The 20,154-nt window shown below is 42.1% G+C and carries 16 protein-coding genes, 2 tRNA genes and 1 riboswitch; of the genes, 12 read left to right on the top strand and 6 right to left on the bottom strand.

What is annotated here, in order from left to right:
* The first annotated feature begins 3 nt into the window (after window positions 1–3).
* From porV to ABD960_RS10495, 3 genes are all read left to right on the top strand, one after another.
* On the top strand, window positions 4–1,062 hold the full coding sequence (gene porV / locus ABD960_RS10505) for a type IX secretion system outer membrane channel protein PorV (RefSeq protein WP_345331105.1): 1,059 nt from the start codon (window positions 4–6) through the stop codon (window positions 1,060–1,062).
* A gap of 194 nt (window positions 1,063–1,256) precedes the next feature.
* Window positions 1,257–1,361: riboswitch (SAM riboswitch) on the top strand.
* A 309-nt stretch (window positions 1,362–1,670) separates the two neighbouring features.
* Entirely contained in the window at window positions 1,671–4,859 is a 3,189-nt protein-coding gene (locus tag ABD960_RS10500; RefSeq protein WP_345331104.1) for a SusC/RagA family TonB-linked outer membrane protein, read from the top strand.
* Window positions 4,860–4,864: 5 nt separating this feature from the next.
* A complete protein-coding gene (locus ABD960_RS10495; RefSeq protein ID WP_345331103.1) occupies window positions 4,865–6,310 on the top strand; it encodes a SusD/RagB family nutrient-binding outer membrane lipoprotein in 1,446 nt (481 codons plus the stop codon).
* 182 nt (window positions 6,311–6,492) lie between these two features.
* Here ABD960_RS10495 and ABD960_RS10490 read toward each other — a convergent pair whose 3' ends face one another.
* The gene (locus tag ABD960_RS10490; protein ID WP_345331102.1) at window positions 6,493–6,636 is read right to left on the bottom strand and encodes a hypothetical protein; all 144 of its coding nucleotides are present in this window, start codon (window positions 6,634–6,636) and stop codon (window positions 6,493–6,495) included.
* Between the two features lie 235 nt (window positions 6,637–6,871).
* Here ABD960_RS10490 and ABD960_RS10485 point away from each other — a divergent pair, with 235 nt between their 5' ends.
* Together ABD960_RS10485 and ABD960_RS10480 are read left to right on the top strand one after the other, a co-directional pair.
* Window positions 6,872–7,225: a hypothetical protein gene (locus ABD960_RS10485; protein WP_345331101.1), complete on the top strand. Its 354-nt coding sequence runs from the start codon at window positions 6,872–6,874 to the stop codon at window positions 7,223–7,225.
* 8 nt (window positions 7,226–7,233) lie between these two features.
* Complete coding sequence (locus ABD960_RS10480; protein WP_345331100.1) at window positions 7,234–7,476, top strand: hypothetical protein; 243 nt, start codon at window positions 7,234–7,236, stop codon at window positions 7,474–7,476.
* 406 nt (window positions 7,477–7,882) lie between these two features.
* Here the strand turns inward: ABD960_RS10480 and ABD960_RS10475 are convergent.
* The 3 genes from ABD960_RS10475 to ABD960_RS10465 form a co-directional block, all read right to left on the bottom strand.
* Window positions 7,883–7,968, bottom strand: a tRNA-Leu gene (locus tag ABD960_RS10475).
* A gap of 49 nt (window positions 7,969–8,017) precedes the next feature.
* A tRNA-Gly gene (locus ABD960_RS10470) sits at window positions 8,018–8,093 on the bottom strand.
* A 108-nt stretch (window positions 8,094–8,201) separates the two neighbouring features.
* Window positions 8,202–8,684, bottom strand: a complete 483-nt coding sequence (locus tag ABD960_RS10465; protein ID WP_345331099.1) for a regulatory protein RecX — start codon at window positions 8,682–8,684, stop codon at window positions 8,202–8,204.
* Between the two features lie 64 nt (window positions 8,685–8,748).
* Here ABD960_RS10465 and ABD960_RS10460 point away from each other — a divergent pair, with 64 nt between their 5' ends.
* Complete coding sequence (locus tag ABD960_RS10460) at window positions 8,749–11,211, top strand: bifunctional UDP-N-acetylmuramoyl-tripeptide:D-alanyl-D-alanine ligase/alanine racemase (protein WP_345331098.1); 2,463 nt, start codon at window positions 8,749–8,751, stop codon at window positions 11,209–11,211.
* A gap of 50 nt (window positions 11,212–11,261) precedes the next feature.
* Here the strand turns inward: ABD960_RS10460 and ABD960_RS10455 are convergent, their stop codons facing one another.
* Window positions 11,262–12,095: a DUF2971 domain-containing protein gene (locus ABD960_RS10455; RefSeq protein ID WP_345331097.1), complete on the bottom strand. Its 834-nt coding sequence runs from the start codon at window positions 12,093–12,095 to the stop codon at window positions 11,262–11,264.
* A 172-nt stretch (window positions 12,096–12,267) separates the two neighbouring features.
* Between ABD960_RS10455 and ABD960_RS10450 the strand changes: the two genes are divergently transcribed.
* The 3 genes from ABD960_RS10450 (at window position 12,268) to ABD960_RS10440 (ending at window position 15,167) form a co-directional block, all read left to right on the top strand.
* Complete coding sequence (locus ABD960_RS10450; RefSeq protein ID WP_345331096.1) at window positions 12,268–12,879, top strand: DUF502 domain-containing protein; 612 nt, start codon at window positions 12,268–12,270, stop codon at window positions 12,877–12,879.
* A 66-nt stretch (window positions 12,880–12,945) separates the two neighbouring features.
* Window positions 12,946–14,430: a sodium:solute symporter gene (locus ABD960_RS10445; protein WP_345331095.1), complete on the top strand. Its 1,485-nt coding sequence runs from the start codon at window positions 12,946–12,948 to the stop codon at window positions 14,428–14,430.
* 29 nt (window positions 14,431–14,459) lie between these two features.
* A complete protein-coding gene (locus tag ABD960_RS10440; RefSeq protein ID WP_345331094.1) occupies window positions 14,460–15,167 on the top strand; it encodes an LOG family protein in 708 nt (235 codons plus the stop codon).
* 51 nt (window positions 15,168–15,218) lie between these two features.
* Here the strand turns inward: ABD960_RS10440 and ABD960_RS10435 are convergent, their stop codons facing one another.
* The gene (locus ABD960_RS10435; RefSeq protein WP_345331093.1) at window positions 15,219–17,171 is read right to left on the bottom strand and encodes a TlpA family protein disulfide reductase; all 1,953 of its coding nucleotides are present in this window, start codon (window positions 17,169–17,171) and stop codon (window positions 15,219–15,221) included.
* A 79-nt stretch (window positions 17,172–17,250) separates the two neighbouring features.
* Here ABD960_RS10435 and ABD960_RS10430 point away from each other — a divergent pair, with 79 nt between their 5' ends.
* The 3 genes from ABD960_RS10430 (at window position 17,251) to ABD960_RS10420 (ending at window position 20,042) form a co-directional block, all read left to right on the top strand.
* On the top strand, window positions 17,251–18,513 hold the full coding sequence (locus ABD960_RS10430; RefSeq protein ID WP_345331092.1) for a TCR/Tet family MFS transporter: 1,263 nt from the start codon (window positions 17,251–17,253) through the stop codon (window positions 18,511–18,513).
* A 72-nt stretch (window positions 18,514–18,585) separates the two neighbouring features.
* Entirely contained in the window at window positions 18,586–19,203 is a 618-nt protein-coding gene (gene recR / locus ABD960_RS10425; RefSeq protein WP_345331091.1) for a recombination mediator RecR, read from the top strand.
* A 2-nt stretch (window positions 19,204–19,205) separates the two neighbouring features.
* On the top strand, window positions 19,206–20,042 hold the full coding sequence (locus tag ABD960_RS10420; protein WP_345331090.1) for a glycosyltransferase family 2 protein: 837 nt from the start codon (window positions 19,206–19,208) through the stop codon (window positions 20,040–20,042).
* Window positions 20,043–20,154: the final 112 nt, after the last annotated feature.

Here is a 20,154-nt window from a genome sequence, read left to right as displayed (position 1 = left end):
ATAATGAAAAGAAATTTATTAAGGCTGTGCTATATGCTTTTATTATTAAGCTTAAGCGTTAAATTATCAGCACAGAATAATAGTACAACGGCTGTTCCTTTTTTGAATATTGTGCCCGATTCAAGGTCATCCGCTATGGGCGATGTTGGCGCAGCGACATCTGCAGATGCCGATCCGAATGCGGTATACCACAATGCGTCAAAGCTGGCTTTTGCTGCTGATACTACTGCATTTAGTGTGAGCTATGCACCATGGTTTAGAAATTTGGGTGTGAAAGATGCATATCTGGCCAATTTATCTGGATACACTGTTCTTGATGAAAGGCAAACACTGGCGGCTTCTCTCAGATATTTTTCATTAGGCGATATTGATTTTACCAATGATTATGGTGATCTGTTACAACAATATCGTGCCAATGAACTGGCAATTGATGTGGCCTATATACGCAAGATGAGCAACAACTTTTCCATGTCGTTATCAGCCGTGTACATCAGGTCATCGATGGGCTCCGGAAATTATAACAATCTCGATATAAAGCCGGGTAACGCTATAGCTGCTACGGTTGGCATGTACTTTAAAGATGATGCAAAATTATTCGCTAAAGATGCCAAGTTAGCGCTCGGGGTAAATATTTCAAACTTAGGTACCAATATTGGCTATGGAACGCAAAGATCATTTCTTCCGGCAAACCTAAAGGTTGGTAGTACGGCTGAGTTCCAATTAGCAGAAAAGAGTATGCTGGCCTGGTCTTTAGATTTCAATAAACTACTTATTCCTGAAAATGCAGATGATGATATGAGCTTGCCTTCAGCAATAGGTAAGTCTTTCTCACCAATAAACCTTTCTGTAGGTACAGGTTTAGAATATTGGTATGATAGGGTATTCGCGGTGCGAACCGGTTTCTTTACAGCTCCTTCAAAATACAATTTACAGTATATAACCGCCGGGGCCGGTTTTCGGTACAATGTGTTGCAGTTTGATCTTTCTTATCTCATATCTACCAAGAGTCGTAGTGCAAATGACAATACTCTACGATTATCGCTAATTTATGCGTTTAGATAGTATTTGCACTTCATTGAAAATGGAGGATATAGTTCGTTGGCTAATAACTGTCTGTTTTTAATAGCTGTTGAAAGTCATATTAACAAGTTGACATAATGCATATAAGATAGGAATAGATTTTTAATAATATAATCTATAGAATTAGTAGTGTTTATAATTATTTGTATTACCTTTGCTTTGAAATAGCTGATTGATCATTATCAAGAAAGACGGAGGGAAAGGCCCGATGATGTCTTAGCAACCTTAAATACTTATTAAAGGTGCTAATTCCTGTCTGCCAAAAGCAGAAAAGATAATGCGGCAATAGTGATTGTATATCATATGCTTCTGCGCTTCTCCGGTAACGATGAAGGCTATTTCATAACTCAAAATGTATTATGAAAACACCATTTACAAAAACAGAAATTTACTACGCTGCAAATATTTGCCCTTTTAATTACCTCAACATTACTAACAACACCTGTTGTTGTTGCCGTTAATACTAACGCTGCATTGCAATGTTAGTTCCGTGATATAACGGATTCTGAATATCATTAAATCATTCTTACAATTAGTTTACCTGCCTTTTTGAGCAGGCAGGCAGTTTATTGCTTTATTATTAATAAATCATGTTGAAAATATACAAACAGGCCTTAGCCGCGTTGCTATTGCTTTTTGCTGTGCAATCGGTTGTAGCGCAATCAGTAAAAATAAGCGGAACTATCACGGCCAAGTCAGACGGGTTGCCGCTACCCGGTGTAAGTGTTGCCGTAAAAGGCACTACTACAGGTACACAAACTAATGTTGATGGTAAGTTCATTATCAATGCTAAAGTGAATGACATTATCAGTATCAGCTATGTAGGCTACACTACTAAAGAGGTAAAGGTATCAGCAAATACCACTACGTTGAACATTGTACTTGACGAGGGAGCCAACGCGCTGAATGAGGTAGTGGTAACGGCTTTAAATATATCGAAAGATAAAAAATCATTAGGTTACGCGGTACAAACTGTAAAATCAAATGATATTTCCGAGGCGCGCGAAACAAATTTTGTGAATGCCTTGTCGGGCAAAATAGCTGGTGTGCAGGTAACGGGTAGCCAGGGCGATATGGGATCTTCCAGGATCATCATCCGCGGCGAAACCTCTGTTTCGGGCAATAATCAGCCATTATTTGTCATTGACGGTATCATTGTAGACAACTCTCAGTTCCAGGGCACCAATGGGTCGCGCGATTTTGCGAATGCTATATCCAGTTTTAATTCTGAGGATATTGAATCAGTAAGTGTGCTTAAAGGGCCTAACGCGGCCGCGCTATACGGTTCACGTGCGGCGGCTGGTGTTATCCTGATTAAGACTAAGTCAGGCAAAGGGGTAAAGGGAATAGGGGTGGAGATTAATTCAAACACGGTATTTTCCAGTTTAAAAGTATTTCCCGATTACCAAAACCAGTTTGGGCAGGGCTCCAATGGCAAATTCAGTTATGTTGATGGCAAGGGCGGCGGCGTTAACGACGGAGTTGACGAAAGTTGGGGGCCCGCGTTAGACGGCGCGCTGATACCGCAATTCTATTCAAATGGTGAGGCTGTACCCTTTGTTGCTCACCCTAACAATGTGCGCGATTTTTTCAAAACAGGTGCTACTTTTAATAACGGTGTAGCCTTATCAAGCAGCAGCGACAAGCATAACTTTCGTATATCTTACAACAATCTGCATCAAACAGGGGTAGTGCCTAATTCGTCGCAGGGACGTAACTCGTTTTTGCTGAACGGGAGTTACAAACTGACACCTAAACTTACCATTAACACCACAGCAAGCTACATTAAGGACGATGCCGGTAATTTGCCAGGCGCTTACGGCAGACGTGCAACCAGCACCATGTTGCAGTTTACCTGGTTTGGCCGCCAGGTTGATATAAACCGCTTAAAAAATTATCGTAATGCTGATGGCAGCACTTTTAACTGGAACAACAGCTATTATAGCAACCCATATTTTGTAGCGTATGAAAACACGGTATCGCAACTTAAAAACAGGTTTACCGGGAGTGCTGAGCTGAACTACAAAATAAACAGCGAGTTCTCGGTGAACTTTCGAACCACTACCGATTTTTATAACGACCGACGGAAGATCAGGGTGGCTTTCGGTACAAACGGTACGCCATTTGGCTCCTATGAAGAAGATGCTTACTACGTAAATGAAACAAATACCGAAGCCCGCCTGCAATACACCAAAAAAATAACCGACGATTTTTCGCTGGATGTTTTTGGCGGTGGCAATATCAGCACCATTACTAATGAGCAGAACGATCAGTTAGCGCCAAAGCTGGCTGTTCCTAATGTTTACAATGTAAATAACTCACGCGATCCGCTCGTGTCGACCAATTATTACGGCAAGCTAAAAACCTACAGCTACTTCGTTTCCGGACAAATAGGTTTCAAAAATTATGCTTTTATAAATTTTACCGGCCGTAATGATTGGTCGTCAACGCTACCCAGCTCAAGCCTGTCATACTTTTATCCATCTGTGAACGGTAGCTTGATACTTTCTGACGCGCTTGATATTAACAGCAATATATTAAGTTATTTAAAAGTGCGTGGAGGCTGGTCAAAAGTAGGTAAGGCCACTACGCCTTATCAGTTACTTAACACTTACCTGTCATCGCCTTTGTTTGGCACTAACCCGCAGCAAAGTGCCAACACTATAAATCTGAATCCTAACTTAAAACCTGAAACAACCACATCATCAGAAGCGGGTGTTGAACTCGGATTTTTTAAGGACCGTTTACGTTTAGATGTCAGCGTTTACAGCACTAATAGCTACGATCAGATACTTGATGTGGAAGTTAGCCCTACAACCGGTTTTAATAAAAATTTGATAAATGGCGGCCGTATCACCAATAAAGGCTTAGAAGTGCAACTGGCGGGTACACCAATAAAGGGTAAAGATTTTGCCTGGGATGTTACCGTTAACTATTCATTAAACCGCAGCAAGGTTATCTCGCTTGATAAGGAGGGTGTACTACCGGCTTATATTTTAGGTACAAATCGTACTGTACAGGTTTTGGCGGCAATTGGCCAGCCTTACGGTACCTTGTTTGGCACGGCTTATCTACGTGATGCTTCAGGACAAATAATAGTTAGCAACAGCGGAACTCCGGTGGTTAATCCAACCAAACAGTTTTTAGGTAAATACACACCTAACTGGCTGGGCAGTATTAATAACAGCTTTAGTTATAAAGGAATACACTTAAGCGCATTAGTTGATGCGCGAATTGGAGGATCCATTTATTCAAATACCAACCGCACAGGTACTTACACCGGCGTGCTGGCTTCAACACTGCCGGGGCGCGGTACTGCCAACGGTGGTTTAAGCTACTATTATGCCAGGAACAATAATGCCACACCTGCTATACTGGTAGGCAGCGGCGCAACAGCGCCTAACGGCGAAACAGTGTATAACGATGGTATGATATTTAAGGGCGTTAAAGCTGATGGTACAGCCAATACAACTATAATACCGGCACAGGCTTATTATAAAGGTTACACCAATGTTGATGAGGCCTTTGTGTATGATGCATCTTACGTAAAATTAAGAGAGGTTAAGCTGGGGTATACCTTCGCTTCTGAGTGGGTAAAACGCATTGGCTTGCAGTCGGCAACATTTTCAATAGTTGGCCGTAACCTGTGGATCATTCATAAAAACGTGCCCAACATCGATCCCGAAACAGCTTTTAATACGGGCAACGGCCAGGGATTGGAAGATTTGACCCTGCCAACCGTGCGCAACCTTGGCTTTAATGTTAACCTTAAATTTTAATTGTAATGAAACTTAAATATATAACCACGCTAATATCAGGCACCGCAGTGTTATTGTCGGTTTCCTGCAAAAAAGAGCTTACGGATCTCAATAAAAACCCCAATTCATCTGAAACGGCGCAGCCTGAATATTTGCTGACCGCGGCATCAAAAGCAACTGCCGACACCTACTGGGGCACAAGTAATAACATGGATGCCAGTTTACTATTTGTGCAGCACTGGGCTAAAATACAGTACACTGATCCGGACAGATATATTTACACCAATACAGGCTTCCAGGAATTGTGGACGGTAGGGTATACAAGGGGTATCTATAATCTCAACCAAATTATAAAACTGGCTGATGCACAGGTTAATCCCAATCCGAATTATAAGGGTGTAGCCCTGGTATTAAGGTCATGGGTATTTACTTTGCTTACCGATAATTATGGCGATATACCGTACAAGCAGTCATCAAACATTGCACAATTTGTAACACCGGCTTATGATAAACAAAAGGATGTTTACTTTGCCTTGCTGGATGATCTGAAAAATGCCCAGGCAACACTTGATCCCGCTGGTAAAGCTATTGCCGGTGACGTAATATATGGCAACAGTATAACAAAATGGAAAAAATTTGCCAACTCATTACGCTTGCGTATCGCCTTGCGCATTGCCGATAGAGAGCCCGAAAAATCAAAGCAGGTATTGCAGGAAATTGCCGCTGAAGGTAGCGGATACATTAGCAGTAACGATGAGATAGCTAAGTTTGGGTATCTGGATTCGCCTAACCAAAACCCGATAAGTAATTTGTTTGACACGCGGGATGATTATCGCGTAAGTAAAACGATAGTGGACAAATTGTTTGATCTAAACGACCCTCGATTACCTGTTTACATAAGCAAAACTGCGGCTGCTACACCCGCCGAATATGTAGGATTACCCAATGGTTTATTACCAGGTGATGCCAGTAACATCGGCTTCACTAAAACATCAAAGCCGGGTGCTTACTTTTTAGCACCAAAGGCGCCTGCAGTTATTATAAGTTATGCTGAAGTATTATTTGACCGGGCCGAAGCTGCCGCGCGCGGTTTTACCTCAGAAGATGCTGAAGATTTATATAAACAGGCTATTCAGGCATCTTTCAATCAGTATGGTGTTAGCGGGAGTACGGTTGACACCTACCTTGCGCAACCAAAAGTGCAATATAACGCTGCTAACTATAAAAAGTCAATTGGCGAGCAAAAGTGGATAGCATTGTTTGGTCAGGGCCTGGAGGCTTTTGCTGAATGGCGCAGGCTTGACTACCCGGTGCTGCAACCTGCGGTTCAAGGAGTGTTGGATGGTAAGTTACCGGTGAGGTTTATTTATCCGGGTACGGAACAATCATTGAATGGTGCTAATTACCGGGCCGCAGTTGCCAATCAGGGGGCCGATGCACTTACTACAAAGCTTTGGTTTGATGTAAATTGATTGGTTATTTATTTATCGCCGCATTATTTCAATCATAGAATGAGTAGTTAAAACAACAAGCGCCGGATTGACCCGGTGCTTGTCAGCTGTCATGATGAAACCGGTTGATCATGCATCTTTACACGGTCCGGAACCGGGGGAGAAATAAACAGGTAGAAGGCGGCCATGGCCGCCTTTCTCATTTAGTCTTTGTTCTCCCGGTCGTGCCCTTCGAGTTTCACCAGCTTGTTGTAAATGCCCAGCAGCAGGAATGGTGCCGCCCATTGTCCTACAAACAAGGCGGTACGTTTTTTCCTCAGGATTTTCAGGGTCAGTGATGCCGCCATAGCGCCGAGGGATGCCCACAGGAATACGTCGGACGGCAGCTTCGCTGTTTGATTTTCGATAGCGGTAGCTACCTTGCCTTCGCTTTTTTCGTTTTAATTGTTAGCCATATCGATGTTTTTTGTTTCAATTCCAACGATTCGGCACGACTAATGTTAGTTTTTAAAGAAAAATATTTTCTCAAAAAGAAAAATAAATAACGATATGAATAAGCCGATCTCCAGAGACATCCATATTTTGATCGATTATAGCTATGCGGCGATCGTGCCCTTACTGCCTGAACTTGCGGGGTTCAGTAAGCTACGGATGGCGAAAACGGCCTGCCGCCTGCTCGGAGCAGGAGCCCTTGGGTACACGTTACTTACGAAGGCACCTTACACAGCCCTCCGCGTATTGCCGTTCAGGGCGCATCTTGTTATAGATGCCGCTGTAAGTTTACTGGCGCTTGCCACGCCCTGGCTGCTGGGGTTCTCGCGCAACAGCGCCGCCAGAAATACGTTAGTAACCGTTGGCCTGGCCGGCTTATCGGTTAATTTGCTCACCGATCTGGCTAAGAAAGCAGATAGCGCTCAGGAAACGCTTTTTATTTGACCGCCACTATGAGCCATTTAACGATTCTTGATGATATATCGACAGATGTTAAGCTGCATCATACAGGCGAAGCCTTTAAACTGTGGACGCGTAAAAGGGTAGTATTTATAGCTGATGGCTATGCAGAACAACAGGACTGTGCGCCGCCAGGCATTGATTTTTTAATGATTGTTCATAATTTGTTAGCAACATTTAAGGCTTTTTATTTACTTTATAGCGCTTCATCGTCCCTTGAAATACCGAAAGAATAAAACATAAAACTAATTGATAATTTGAGCTTTATTTTTTTGTCATTTTTTTTTTAACTTATTTGTCATTTGTTTTGTAACTTAATTGTACTGATAATTCATATTTATTTGGCTTTCAACACCTCGGTACTTTCTGTATCGGCAAATGCTCCCACCAAACAACCCAAAACATTGACAACTTACGACAATTAAATATTTGATTGTTAGTATTTTATATTTTTTTGCTTGTCCATTTTCTTGGATAATTAGCGATGTATTTCTTACTTTTGTTACTACCTTGTTACTCAAACGGAACGGATTCGAACCGGTAGATTAAATGAAGGAGCGAGGCTTATCTACTTGATTACCAAAGAATTGGGAGGAAATAAAAACGGGAAGCAACGTCTTTTAGAACGTGCTTCCCGTCAAGTACTCGGGGCGGGAATCGAACCCGCACTCGCTTTAAGGCGAACAGGATTTTAAGTCCTGCGTGTCTACCAGTTCCACCACCCGAGCAGGTGATTGACCTTTTAAAAATAAATCCCTTCTGATTGAGAGAAGGGATTGGAGCGAAAGACGAGATTCGAACTCGCGACCCCGACCTTGGCAAGGTCGTGCTCTACCAACTGAGCTACTTTCGCAATTTTTTTGCTTACAATCGCTGTCGTGTTTCGTTCGTTGATTGTGGTTGCAAAGATAGAGAGAAAACCATTTTCCGCAAGTAAAAAGTGCAAATTTTTTAAAATTTTTTATAACTCGTTGTTTTTCAAAACATCTAAAATTACATCGCTCTCAAAACCCCGGCTCAAGGCGTGTTGTTGCAGCTTATAACGCCGTTTTAACGGGTGTTTTTCTTTTACCGATGCGGCCTTTTTTTGTAAAAGCTGCTGCAACGCGGCCATGTAATCGTCAAGGTCAATACAGGCAAGGGCTTTTTTTATGAGCACATCAGGCACTCTTTTTAGTTTCAGGCCTTGTTTTATTTTTATTTTACCCCAATGCTTTTGGTTGAATTTGCTTCGGGCGTAAACACGTGCAAAGCGCTCTTCGTTCAAAAAATTCTCGGTAATTAACCGGCTGATCACGATCTCGATAATACGCCCGGCAACACCCCATTCATACATTTTATCGCGCACTTCCTGCTGCGAGCGTTCCTGGTAGGCGCAGTAACGCATGGCTTTGGTAAGGGCGGTGTTTTCGTCGGTAATTTTTATCGGGTTATCGCGTTCCATTTCAAAATCAAAATTCGCTAAATTTTCTTCTATTAAGCAGAAATATAAGCAACTTAGCATTGTAATGTACAAAAGCCGATATACTACCGCCCAGGTTAAACAAATATTAAACGCTACAGGTGATGTAGTTAACGATAACCCAATCAGCCTGTTAATTACGGATAGCCGCCGCATCAGCAACCCATCCGGCGGGTTATTCTTCGCCCTTAGCGGCCGGCGTAACGGGCATGAGTTTGTAGCCGAAGCTTATAATGCCGGCGTACGCGATTTTGTGTTAAGTGCGAAACCGGAGGGTTATTTTCCCGAAGCTAATTTGCTGATAGTTGATAATGTATTGGCGGCATTACAACATTTGGCTACCCATCACCGTGCCGCCTTTAATTTGCCGGTAATTGGCGTAACCGGCAGTAACGGTAAAACCATTGTAAAGGAGTGGTTATACCAACTCATGTCGCCCGATAAGAACGTTGTACGTAACCCTAAAAGTTATAACTCGCAGATAGGAGTGCCGTTATCTGTATGGCAAATCAACGAAAAGAACGACTTGGGTATATTTGAAGCCGGTGTATCAACCACGGGTGAGATGGATAAGTTGGAGGCCATCATTCAGCCCGAAATAGGTGTCCTTACCCATATTGGGTCAGCGCATGATGAAGGCTTTGCCGACCGCGATGAAAAGGTTGCTGAAAAGCTCCGTTTGTTCAAAAACAGCCGCTTGCTGATTTATAATTATGAGCAAATGCTCGATTATAAAAAGCTGATAGCCACTCCTGAAACGTTCATTTGGAGCCGTAAATTCAACCAGGCCGATCTGTATGTATTCAGCGAAGCGGTGATCTCGAAAAACTATTACATGCGGGCGGTTTTTAAAGGTAAAGAAATTGAATGCATTATTCCTTTCAGGGATGAGGCATCCATAGAGAATGCCGTGATTTGCTGGGCTACCATGCTGGCTATAGGTTATGACCCGGCCGTGGCCGATGACCGCCTGGAACGCCTGGCACCGGTAAGCATGCGTCTCGAACTAAAGAACGGTATAAATGATTGTTCGATTATTGACGACACTTATAACTCCGACATACAATCCTTAGAGATAGCGCTTAACTTTTTGAGCCAGCAAAATCAGCATCAAAAAAAGACTTTGATCCTGTCGGATATCTACCAGTCGGGCTTACAGCAGGACGTGCTGTACAAGCAGGTAGCTGAATTAATAAAGGCGCGTAAGGTAGATAAGTTTATAGGTGTTGGCACCGCAATGTCAAGCTATCGTGATGATTTTGAAGTAGCGGAAAAACAGTTTTACCCCGACACCACGAGCTTTTTGGCACAATTGCAAACCCAGCAATACCGAAACGAAACTATATTGGTAAAAGGTTCTCGCAGTTTTGAATTTGAACGCATAAGCCAAGTATTTGTGCAAAAAGCGCACGAAACAGTAATGGAGATCAACCTGAACGCCATGCTTAATAACCTCAATTATTACCGGTCAAAGTTAAAACCCGGCGTAAAGGTAATGGCCATGGTTAAGGCGTTCTCGTACGGCAGCGGCACTTATGAGCTGGCCAATATACTGCAATATAACAAGGTTGATTACCTCGCCGTAGCTTATGCCGATGAAGGGGTTTCCTTACGGCAGGCAGGCATCAGTTTACCCATAGTGGTGCTGAACACCGAAGTCGGCGCATTTGAAAAATTGACGAGTTTTAAACTTGAGCCGGTTATTTACAGTTTCGGCTTGTTTGATGAATTTATAAAATATGTGCAGGATAGCAATATCTTCAACTATCCGGTGCACATCAAGATAGATACGGGTATGCACCGCCTGGGTTTTGAAGGTTTTGAGGTGGAAACGTTGTGCGATATGCTGGAGGAAAACCCTTATGTAAGGGTGCAGTCGGTATTTTCGCACCTGGTGGCGAGTGATGCTGCCGAGCACGATCTGTTTACCAAGAAGCAGATAGACTTATTTGAAAAGGCTTATATTGAAATTGAGGATGCCCTGGGCTATAAAGTTATCAAACATCTTTGCAATACTTCGGGCATAACCCGGTGGCCGCAGGCGCAGTATGATATGGTGAGGCTAGGTATCGGCCTTTACGGTGTTGATGGTGCCATACCAGCCGACGAAGGTGTGTTGCAACCAATCGCGACGCTGAAAACAAGCATATCCCAGGTAAAAAAAATGCCTGCAGGTGAAACGGTGAGCTATATGCGTAATGGTAGCTTAGCTAAAGACGGAAGAATAGCTACCGTGCGTATCGGCTATGCCGACGGTTACCTCCGGGCCTTTGGCAACGGAGTAGGTTGTATGCTGGTTAATGGCGTACTTGCTCCCACGGTGGGTAACATCACCATGGATATGTGTATGATTGATGTAAGCCAGGTAGAAGTGAAGGAGGGCGATGAGGTGATTGTTTTTAACGACAAGCTGCGCATCGAGGAACTGGCTAAACAGATAGGCACCATACCTTATGAAATACTCACCAATATTTCGCAAAGGGTAAAGCGGGTGTATTTTTATGAATAGGAAATATGATAAAATAATTAACTATCCAAAACATACATAATATATTGAAGCTAAATTTCTAAAATTTCTAAATCAAAAGTATTAGATAATTTAACTTGTTTTAGTTTTACATGACTATATATATTATTGTTGGATAATATATTAATTACATCTTTCTTAAAACTCTGTGATGCATTACATCCAAGGATAACTTCTGATATTAGTTCTGCTGGATACGGGTACAAGTATATAGAGAAAGGAGTTGAATCTAAGATATGTACACAATCCTTTAAGAATTTTGCATATCTCCATTCGTTTTCATATTCCCAATGAATAGATTTAGTTAAAAATAATTCTTTAAAAGACAGACTTTCAGGATATCCACTTGGCCGAGATTGTGAATAAAATATTTTATTTAAAGAACGCTCATTGCCAGAGTTTATCGTTTCTGGACTAAAAAAAGGATGGTTAGAGTTGAATCCTATTGCATACCCTTGATTATTAAAACCATAGTGTGACCACATTAAATTATTGTCAGGTGTTTCCGTTAGTGAAAGTACTCCCATAGAATTCGGTATATGTGCCGCCAAACTGGCTCTAAAGCCTTCCATCATAAAAGAGTTGTCAATGTCAGGGCCTGAAAGTATGATTGCGTTTAAAGAAAAATTGGGATCATGTTTTATTGATTTATCAAGATGCTCTCTAAACCTAGTACGAATTGTAGGATCGAATATGTCATTTACAACAAATACTTTGGCTCCAACGTTATTTACATTTTTGTTATCTATCTTAAAGTTTGGATTTCCTTCAAAAGGATCGTTTAGTGCCTCTACTTGTGTAAATCTTATTTCCAGATTATTCAATACATCAATTCTTTCCGGACTTAAATATTTATATAAAATCATATTGTTTAATTACAAATTTAAAAGTAACTGCCATTAAAAGTAGTTTACGTGAGTGAAATTTTATTGTGATGTTTCTTATATTATTCATAATTATTTAAAATCTATTAGATTTTGGAATTGACTTAGTAAAGAGTGTACTTTTAACCTTGCTATTATATCAGCTCTATACGATATGAAAAAATTGTTCGGTGCCATATTAAACTACTTTATCAAAGGCCTGCTGGTGGTAGTACCTTTGGGTGCCGCGTTTTTTTTGATCTATTGGGCGGTATCAAGTATTGATAATGCGCTTAACCTGAGCGATGTATTCTGGACGGATAAGCACGGCAAACCCATTTACATACCCGGCCTCGGTATTTTAAATGTACTGGTCATCATCCTGATAGCGGGTATACTGGTGACCAACGTAATAACCGACCCCATAAAACGCTGGATGAGCCGCTGGCTTAACCGCTTGCCCTTGTTTAAGTTTCTATACTCATCCATTAAAGATTTAACCGAGGCTTTTGTGGGCGAAGAAAAGAAATTCAGCGAACCTGTTTTGGTTGAGGTAAATGAGTTTGGATTGAAGAAGATTGGCTTTTTAGTTAAAAAAGACTTAAGCTCTATTGATCTGCCTGGGGAGGTCGCCGTTTATTTTCCTTTGTCCTATTCGTTTGCCGGGCAAGTTGTTATTATTCCTAATGATAAAGTTAAACCCATCAACAAAAGCGCTGCCGAGGTGATGAAGTTCGTGGTATCAGGCGGCGTAAGCGGGTTGGATGATCATCATAAAGCGCATTAAACTTTACACGTTCTGTTAAAGTAACCGAAAAATTTATACATTCGGATGTAACTAAACTCCATCTGCATGTCACCAGCTATACTGCTTTCTTTCATCATCGGGTACTTTTTGGTACTGATCGTGATCTCATGGCTAACCTCACGCAACTCAGCCGATAACGATACCTTTTTTGTAGCTAACCGTAACTCTAAATGGTACCTGGTAGCGTTTGGTATGATTGGCACCGCGCTTAGCGGCGTTACCTTTATATCTGTACCGGGCAAAGTAGGGGCACCTTCGGGCGATGAGTTTGCATACTTTCAGTTTGTGCTGGGTAACGCGGCAGGTTTTATTATTATAGCTACGGTATTGCTCCCCTTATATTACCGGCTTAAGCTAACATCAATTTACAGCTATATAGAGGGGGCATTAGGCATCTGGAGTTACAAAACAGCCGCGGGGATCTTTCTTATAAGCCGCACTATCGGCTCGGCATTCAGGTTATACCTGGTGGTAATTGTGCTGCAACGATTTGTTTTTGATGCTTATCATGTGCCTTTTGCCGCCACGGTGCTGATCTGTTTGGTTTTGATATGGTCATACACTTTCAAAGGTGGTTTAAAAACCATTATTATTACAGATAGTTTGCAGACGTTATTCCTCGTATCATCCGTATTTTTATCTATCTATTTTATTTGCGATAGCCTGGATATGACTGTTTTTCAGGCGGCTGATGAAATTGCAAAGAGCAGTTATTCCAAAATATTTTTCCTTGAGGAATTTGTCACCAGCAAATTCCATTTCAGCAAGCAGTTTTTAGGAGGCTTGTTTATCACGGTAGCTATGACGGGGCTGGATCAGGATTTGATGCAGAAAAACCTCAGCCTGAAAAACATACGCGAGGCGCAAAAAAACATGTTCAGCTTCACCAGCATATTTGTGGTGATCAATATCTTTTTCCTTAGTGTGGGAGCTTTGCTTTATATCTATGCCAATAAATACGGCATCACTGTTGAAAAAACAGATTACTTGTACCCAACCATTGCGCTTAATTACCTGGGTTTGGTGCCGGCTATTGTATTTATGCTCGGCTTAACGGCGGCAACCTTCGCCACTACCGATTCGGCGCTTACGGCGCTGACTACATCTTTCTGCGTAGATTTTCTGAATTTTAATAAAAAGCAGGACGTAAACAGCAAGCGTAATGTAGCCATTAGGCATTATGTGCATGTTGCTTTTTCGGGTTTAATGTTTTTAACCATTATTATCTTTAATTCGATAAATAATGATGCTGTGGTAAGTGCTATATTCACAGTAGCTTCATACACATACGGCCCTTTGTTGGGCTTGTATTCCTTCGGTTTATTTATGAGTGGAAGGCAGGTTAATGATAAGCTGGTGCCTTTTATCTGCCTTGTTTCGCCGGCCATTTGTTTCTACCTTAAAACATATTCTGCCGAACTATTTGATGGCTACGTGTTCGATAACGAACTGATTATTGTAAACGGATTAATAACCTTTGTTGGGTTATTGTTAACATCAAAAGCCAAAACAAAAGTGGCCGCTTTATAATTATATTTTCCTAACTATATATGTGATTTATGACCGGTGATGAAAAAATAAGAAATGCCTTTGAGAACAAGAACTGGCCCGAGGTTAAGGTAACCGACTCGTGGCAGATATTTAAAATAATGGCAGAGTTTGTTGATGGGTTTGAGAAGCTGGCGCGTATTGGCCCATGTGTATCTATATTTGGCTCAGCCCGTACCAAAACCGATCACCCGTATTATGGCCTTGCTGAGGACATAGCCAGCAGGTTAACAGAACGCGGCTACGGCGTGATAACCGGCGGTGGTCCCGGTATAATGGAAGCCGGCAATAAAGGGGCTTACGAAGCAGGTGGTAAATCGGTAGGTTTGAATATTGAGCTGCCCTTTGAGCAATTTCATAATAAATATATTGACAGGGATAAGCTGCTGGAGTTTGATTACTTTTTTGTGCGCAAGGTAATGTTCATGAAGTACTCGCAGGGTTTTATCATTCTGCCTGGCGGCTTCGGTACTATGGACGAATCATTCGAGGCCATCACCCTGATACAAACGGGTAAGATTGCCCGTTTCCCCATCGTGTTTGTAGGCCGTGATTACTGGAAGGGTTTGTTTGACTGGGTGGAGGAGAAGATGCTCAACCAGGAAAACAATATCAGTCCAGACGACCTGAACCTGTACCGCGTAGTTGATACAGCCGAAGAAGCTACCGAACACATCTTCAGGTTTTACGACAAGTACATGCTTAAGCCAAATTTTTAACCATAAAAAAAGCGATAGTTGCCTATCGCTTTTTTTATGGTTAGCCGGACTCTATTTGCCGGTTGATATCGCTTTTGTCTTGATGTCGGCTTTTGCAGCTGCAGGACTGGCCAGCATGTCAATCATGTTGCTTACCTCATTCAGCACACCTTCATCGGTACCTGAAAAACCTACGTGCTTGAAGCGGATATTGCCGGTTTGGTCAATTACGAATTTGGTTGGAATACCATCTACTTTGTATGATGAAACTACTTTTGATTGGCGGCCGTCGCTGCCTTTTTCATCAATCAATACATGGAAGGTGTATTTATTATCAGCAATAAATTTCTTTACGCCGGGTACGTAGTTATCGCCACTTTCCCAGGTATCAATAAACAGGAATTTTACGTTCGGGTTATCCTTGTATTTATTAACAGCTAACTGCATACCGGGAAATGAAGCTTTACAAGGGCCGCACCAGGTTGCCCAAAAGTCAAGTATAACCACTTTGCCCTTAAGGCTCGCTAATGACACTTCCTTGCCGTCAAAATCCTTCAAGGCAAATGTAGGCGCGGTTTCGTTAATCATGCTTTTGGTCAGCTCTTCGCGGGCTTTTTCTTTCGCGGCTTTATCAAATGCGCCGGCATACGCGTCAAACCCGGCTTCGCTGCCTTTCTGCTTAACGTATATCTTTTTCAACTCCTCACGCAAAGCGGTTGAGCCTTTGCCATCTTGTAACGCTTTTTCAATGATCTGCTTTGCTTTGTCTGTTTGTCCGGCGCCTGATAGTATGAGCGCGTAGTGCTCGGTAATCTCCGCATCAGGGGTAGGGGTGCTTTCATAAACCTTTTGCTGATACTTTAATGCTTCATTATAATCACCCTGCTTATATTTAATAAAGGCATAAGTATCGGCAAACATATTATACATTGACCGGTTGTTGCCTTTAGCCTGTTTAACTGATTGAAACATGGCCGGTTTAGGATCAGCATAAGCGGCATCCAAAATATCCAATGATTGCTTAGAGTAAGCCGCTGCTTTTTCAAGGTTTTCGCCTTTTTCAGCCATTGGCCAGGCAACGCTGTTTAATACACTTGCCAGGTTTGATTTATCTTTCATTTGCGTGGCATACTTTTGATAGCCCGCATCATTACCGGCTTTTAAGTATGCTGAAGCCATTTGCATCCTGAAGTTATCAATAAGGCCGGCATTGTCTTTGTTTTCAGGATATTTAGCCAGGTAGTCATTTAGTAACGCTTCTTTTTTTACCGGGTCGGCTTCCTTATTAAAAGCCATTCCAGCTTCATTTTTAGCAAGTTCACCTTTCGGGAATTTGGCTTTGATAATGGCATTAACTGAATCTGCCTGTGCGGCTTTGCGCTGGCGTGCGTACCAGTTGCTTAAAGTCATCAGGTCTTTTTCATCTTTGCTGGTACCAAGGGCGGCTATCTTTTTATCTATTAACTCCTTATTGCCTGGTTCTTTAACAGAAGACAAATACGTCAGGTAATTTATCAGATGTTCTTTTTCGCTTTTAGGGTTAGTAGCAAACTCCTTTTTGTAAAGTTCTCCTGCGCGTGCAATGTCAGCGGGTATTTGCGCAAAATAATTACCCATGCCCGATTGAATCAAATATGCCTCATTTGCATAAGCGCCCTCAACCGGTTTCTTGTTTTTGTAAACTTCGTATATATAACCCTTTCCGCCGTTATTGTCAATGTTTTTACCGTTTGCCAGGCGCACAAAAAAGGCGGTAGCTGTAGCCGGTACAATGAATTCGCCTTTAAATAGTTTGCCATCCTGGCTAAGCTCTACATCGCTTACCGGATACGTTTTTTCCAGGAAGTGTACTGTAGCTTCGGGTTTACCGCCCAGGTTTGATCCCGTTGTATCATAAGTAAAAGTTATTTTTTGATTTACCGCCGGGTTTGCGGTTGAAAGCTTAAGCCTTTCAGGTGTTTGGGCAAAAGCACTTTGCGCCAACAGGGTAAGCAGCAAAGCGGATAAGAGTTTTAAGTTTTTCATTGTAACTATAATTTTAGTCAATGTAAAAATTAAATTATTAATAACCAAAAATTTAATTGATACTTATTTACTTTGCGAAATGGAAAAATTTGCAACGCAAAATCATCAGCGTGGTTTAGTATTTATATTTATAACGTTATTGGTTGATGTTATTGGTTTGGCGATAGTTATACCGGTTTTTCCAAAGCTTATCGAGAAGCTGATACACGGCAACGTAAGCGAGGCTTCGAGCTATGCGGGGTGGTTGCTGGTGGCTTATTCTGTGATGCAGTTCCTGTTCTCTCCGTTAATTGGCAATTTAAGTGATAAGTATGGCCGGCGGCCGGTACTGCTTGTTTCGTTGTTAGGGTTTGGTGTTGATTATTTGTTTTGCGCCTTTGCGCCAACAATAGGCTGGTTATTTTTAGGTCGGGTGATCGCAGGTATTACAGGCGCCAGTTTTACCACGGCATCAGCCTACATAGCTGATGTTAGCCCGCCCGAAAAGCGTGCACAAAACTTTGGTATGATAGGCGTTGCCTTCGGCTTAGGCTTTATAATTGGCCCGGTATTAGGCGGTATATTGGGCAAAATTGACACGCATTACCCGTTTTACGCAGCAGCCGGTTTAGCGCTGCTTAATGCCATATATGGCTATTTTGTTTTACCCGAATCGCTCAGCATAGAAAATCGCCGCGAGTTTGATATTAAACGCGCTAACCCAATGGGTTCGTTGCTGCAATTGCAAAAATATCCGTCGGTTATTGGTTTAGCCTTATGCCTGTTTATTGTATACTTTGCAGGCCATGCTGTGCAAAGCGTGTGGACGTATTATACTATCGAAAAGTTTAAATGGAGTGAAGACCTGATTGGCTACTCATTAGGATTTATCGGTTTGATGATTGCCATCGTTCAGGGCGGATTGATCCGCATAACCATCCCTAAATTAGGGCAGGAGCGAAGCATATGGATTGGTTTATTGCTTTATGCCATCGGTATGCTGCTTTTCGGCCTCGCCAATAAAAGCTGGATGATGTTTGCCTTTATGGTGCCTTACGCCCTTGGCGGTATTGCCGGCCCGGCGTTACAAGGTATCATGACCAGCGAAGTGCCCGCCAACGAGCAGGGAGAATTGCAGGGCGGGCTTACCAGCTTAATGAGTTTAAGCTCCATCTTCGGTCCGCTTTTCATGACGCAGATATTCTCTTACTTTACCAGCGCTAAAACGCCTCTACATTTACCCGGCGCGCCGTATTATGTAGCATCGGCATTAATGCTGCTTAGCGTATGGCTGGCGGTTCGCAGTTTTAAAAAGGTACATCACCACAACGATAAGCCTGCCGAAGTTTTTGTTTCGCACTAAATTTACATTACGCTTGCGTGTACTGTATTCAGTCTTCATCAAAAACCTTAATTAAATAGCTAATTTTGCAGTATGAATTTTTCTTCAAAACTGCTGGAAGATGCCGTTGCAGAGTTTTCAAAATTACCGGGTGTGGGCCAAAAAACTGCTTTGCGGCTGGTTTTGCACCTGCTTAACCAGGATAAGCCAGAAGTAGAAAAATTCAGTCGAGCCATTAGCAAACTACGTAATGAGATACAGTTTTGCCAGGTATGCCACAACATATCTGATACAAATATATGTGAGATATGCGCTTCGCATAAACGAGAGAAAAGCCTGATCTGCATAGTAGAAGATACCCGCGATGTGATGGCCATTGAAAATACCAATCAATACAACGGCGTATACCACGTTTTGGGCGGCTTAATTTCACCGATGGACGGTGTAGGCCCGTCTGACCTGCAGGTTGACTCGCTGATACAACGATTGGAAACCGGCGAGGTTAAAGAGATTATTTTTGCGTTGAGCGCTACCATGGAAGGTGATACCACCATCTTCTATCTTAATAAACGTGTAAAACATTTTACGATTACCATCTCGACCATTGCCCGTGGCATAGCTTTTGGTGGTGAATTGGAGTATGTGGATGAAGTAACGCTTGGCCGGTCAATTGCCACGCGCGTTCCGTACGAAAATTCGCTAACCCGGTAGTTATGAAGTTATCCGTTATTATAGTAAACCACAACTTATGTATGTGGCTAAGGCAATGCATTAGCGCTTTACAAGCAGCACGATATGGCGTTGACTGTGAGATTGTTGTAGTTGACAACGGATCGGATGACAAATCTGTCGAAATGCTTACAGAACAATTTGCCGACATTAAGATTATCGCCAATGATAGCAATATAGGAATAGCGAAGGCATATAATCAAGCTATTGAACTGACGTCAGGAGAGTATGTTTTTTTGGTCAGTCCGGACACTATTGTAACAAAAGACACGCTTACAAAAGCGATTGATTTTATGGACACGCATACGGAAGCCGCCGGTTCAAGCATACGTATGGTTACGCCCCAGGGGCATTTTATCCGCTCATCAAAATACGGCCTTACCAAAAAATGGAACCTGCTTATTAAATGGACCGGACTATCAAAATACTTCGCGAAATCACGTATCACCTCGCATATTAAAGCCCGGCCTGATGAGTTTGAAACCGCGGAGATAGATGTACTTAACCGCTCGGCAATGATATTGCGCCGCCATGCACTTAAAGAGGTTGGTATGTTTGATGAACGCTTTACCATGTTCGGGTATGATGTTGATCTGTCTTTCCGTTTAAAAATTGAAGGTTTCCGTAATTTTTATTTCCATAAAACTTACGTTATTAATTTTAATATCAAGCCGGTGCCAAAGTATACCTTTAGTTATTTAAAATACTATTACGGCGCTATGCTGGCCTTTGTAACCAAGTATTTGTTAGAAGCGCCAAAGTTAAGTCTTGATACCACCCGAAAAGTAGTATTTACGCCGCAATACGAAGTGAAGCAATAATATTGGTTAGATATTTATAAAAATTGCATTTCAAAAAAATATTTACATATTTGTGCCGTAATGAAATCGACAATATTAAACAACAACTGGTGGTGGCTTAACGAGTAATCGT

This window comes from Mucilaginibacter defluvii, from assembly GCF_039543225.1.
Taxonomy (GTDB): Bacteria; Bacteroidota; Bacteroidia; order Sphingobacteriales; family Sphingobacteriaceae; genus Mucilaginibacter; species Mucilaginibacter defluvii.
Note: the sequence above shows the minus strand (reverse complement) of the source record. Positions and strands in the feature narration are given on the sequence as shown.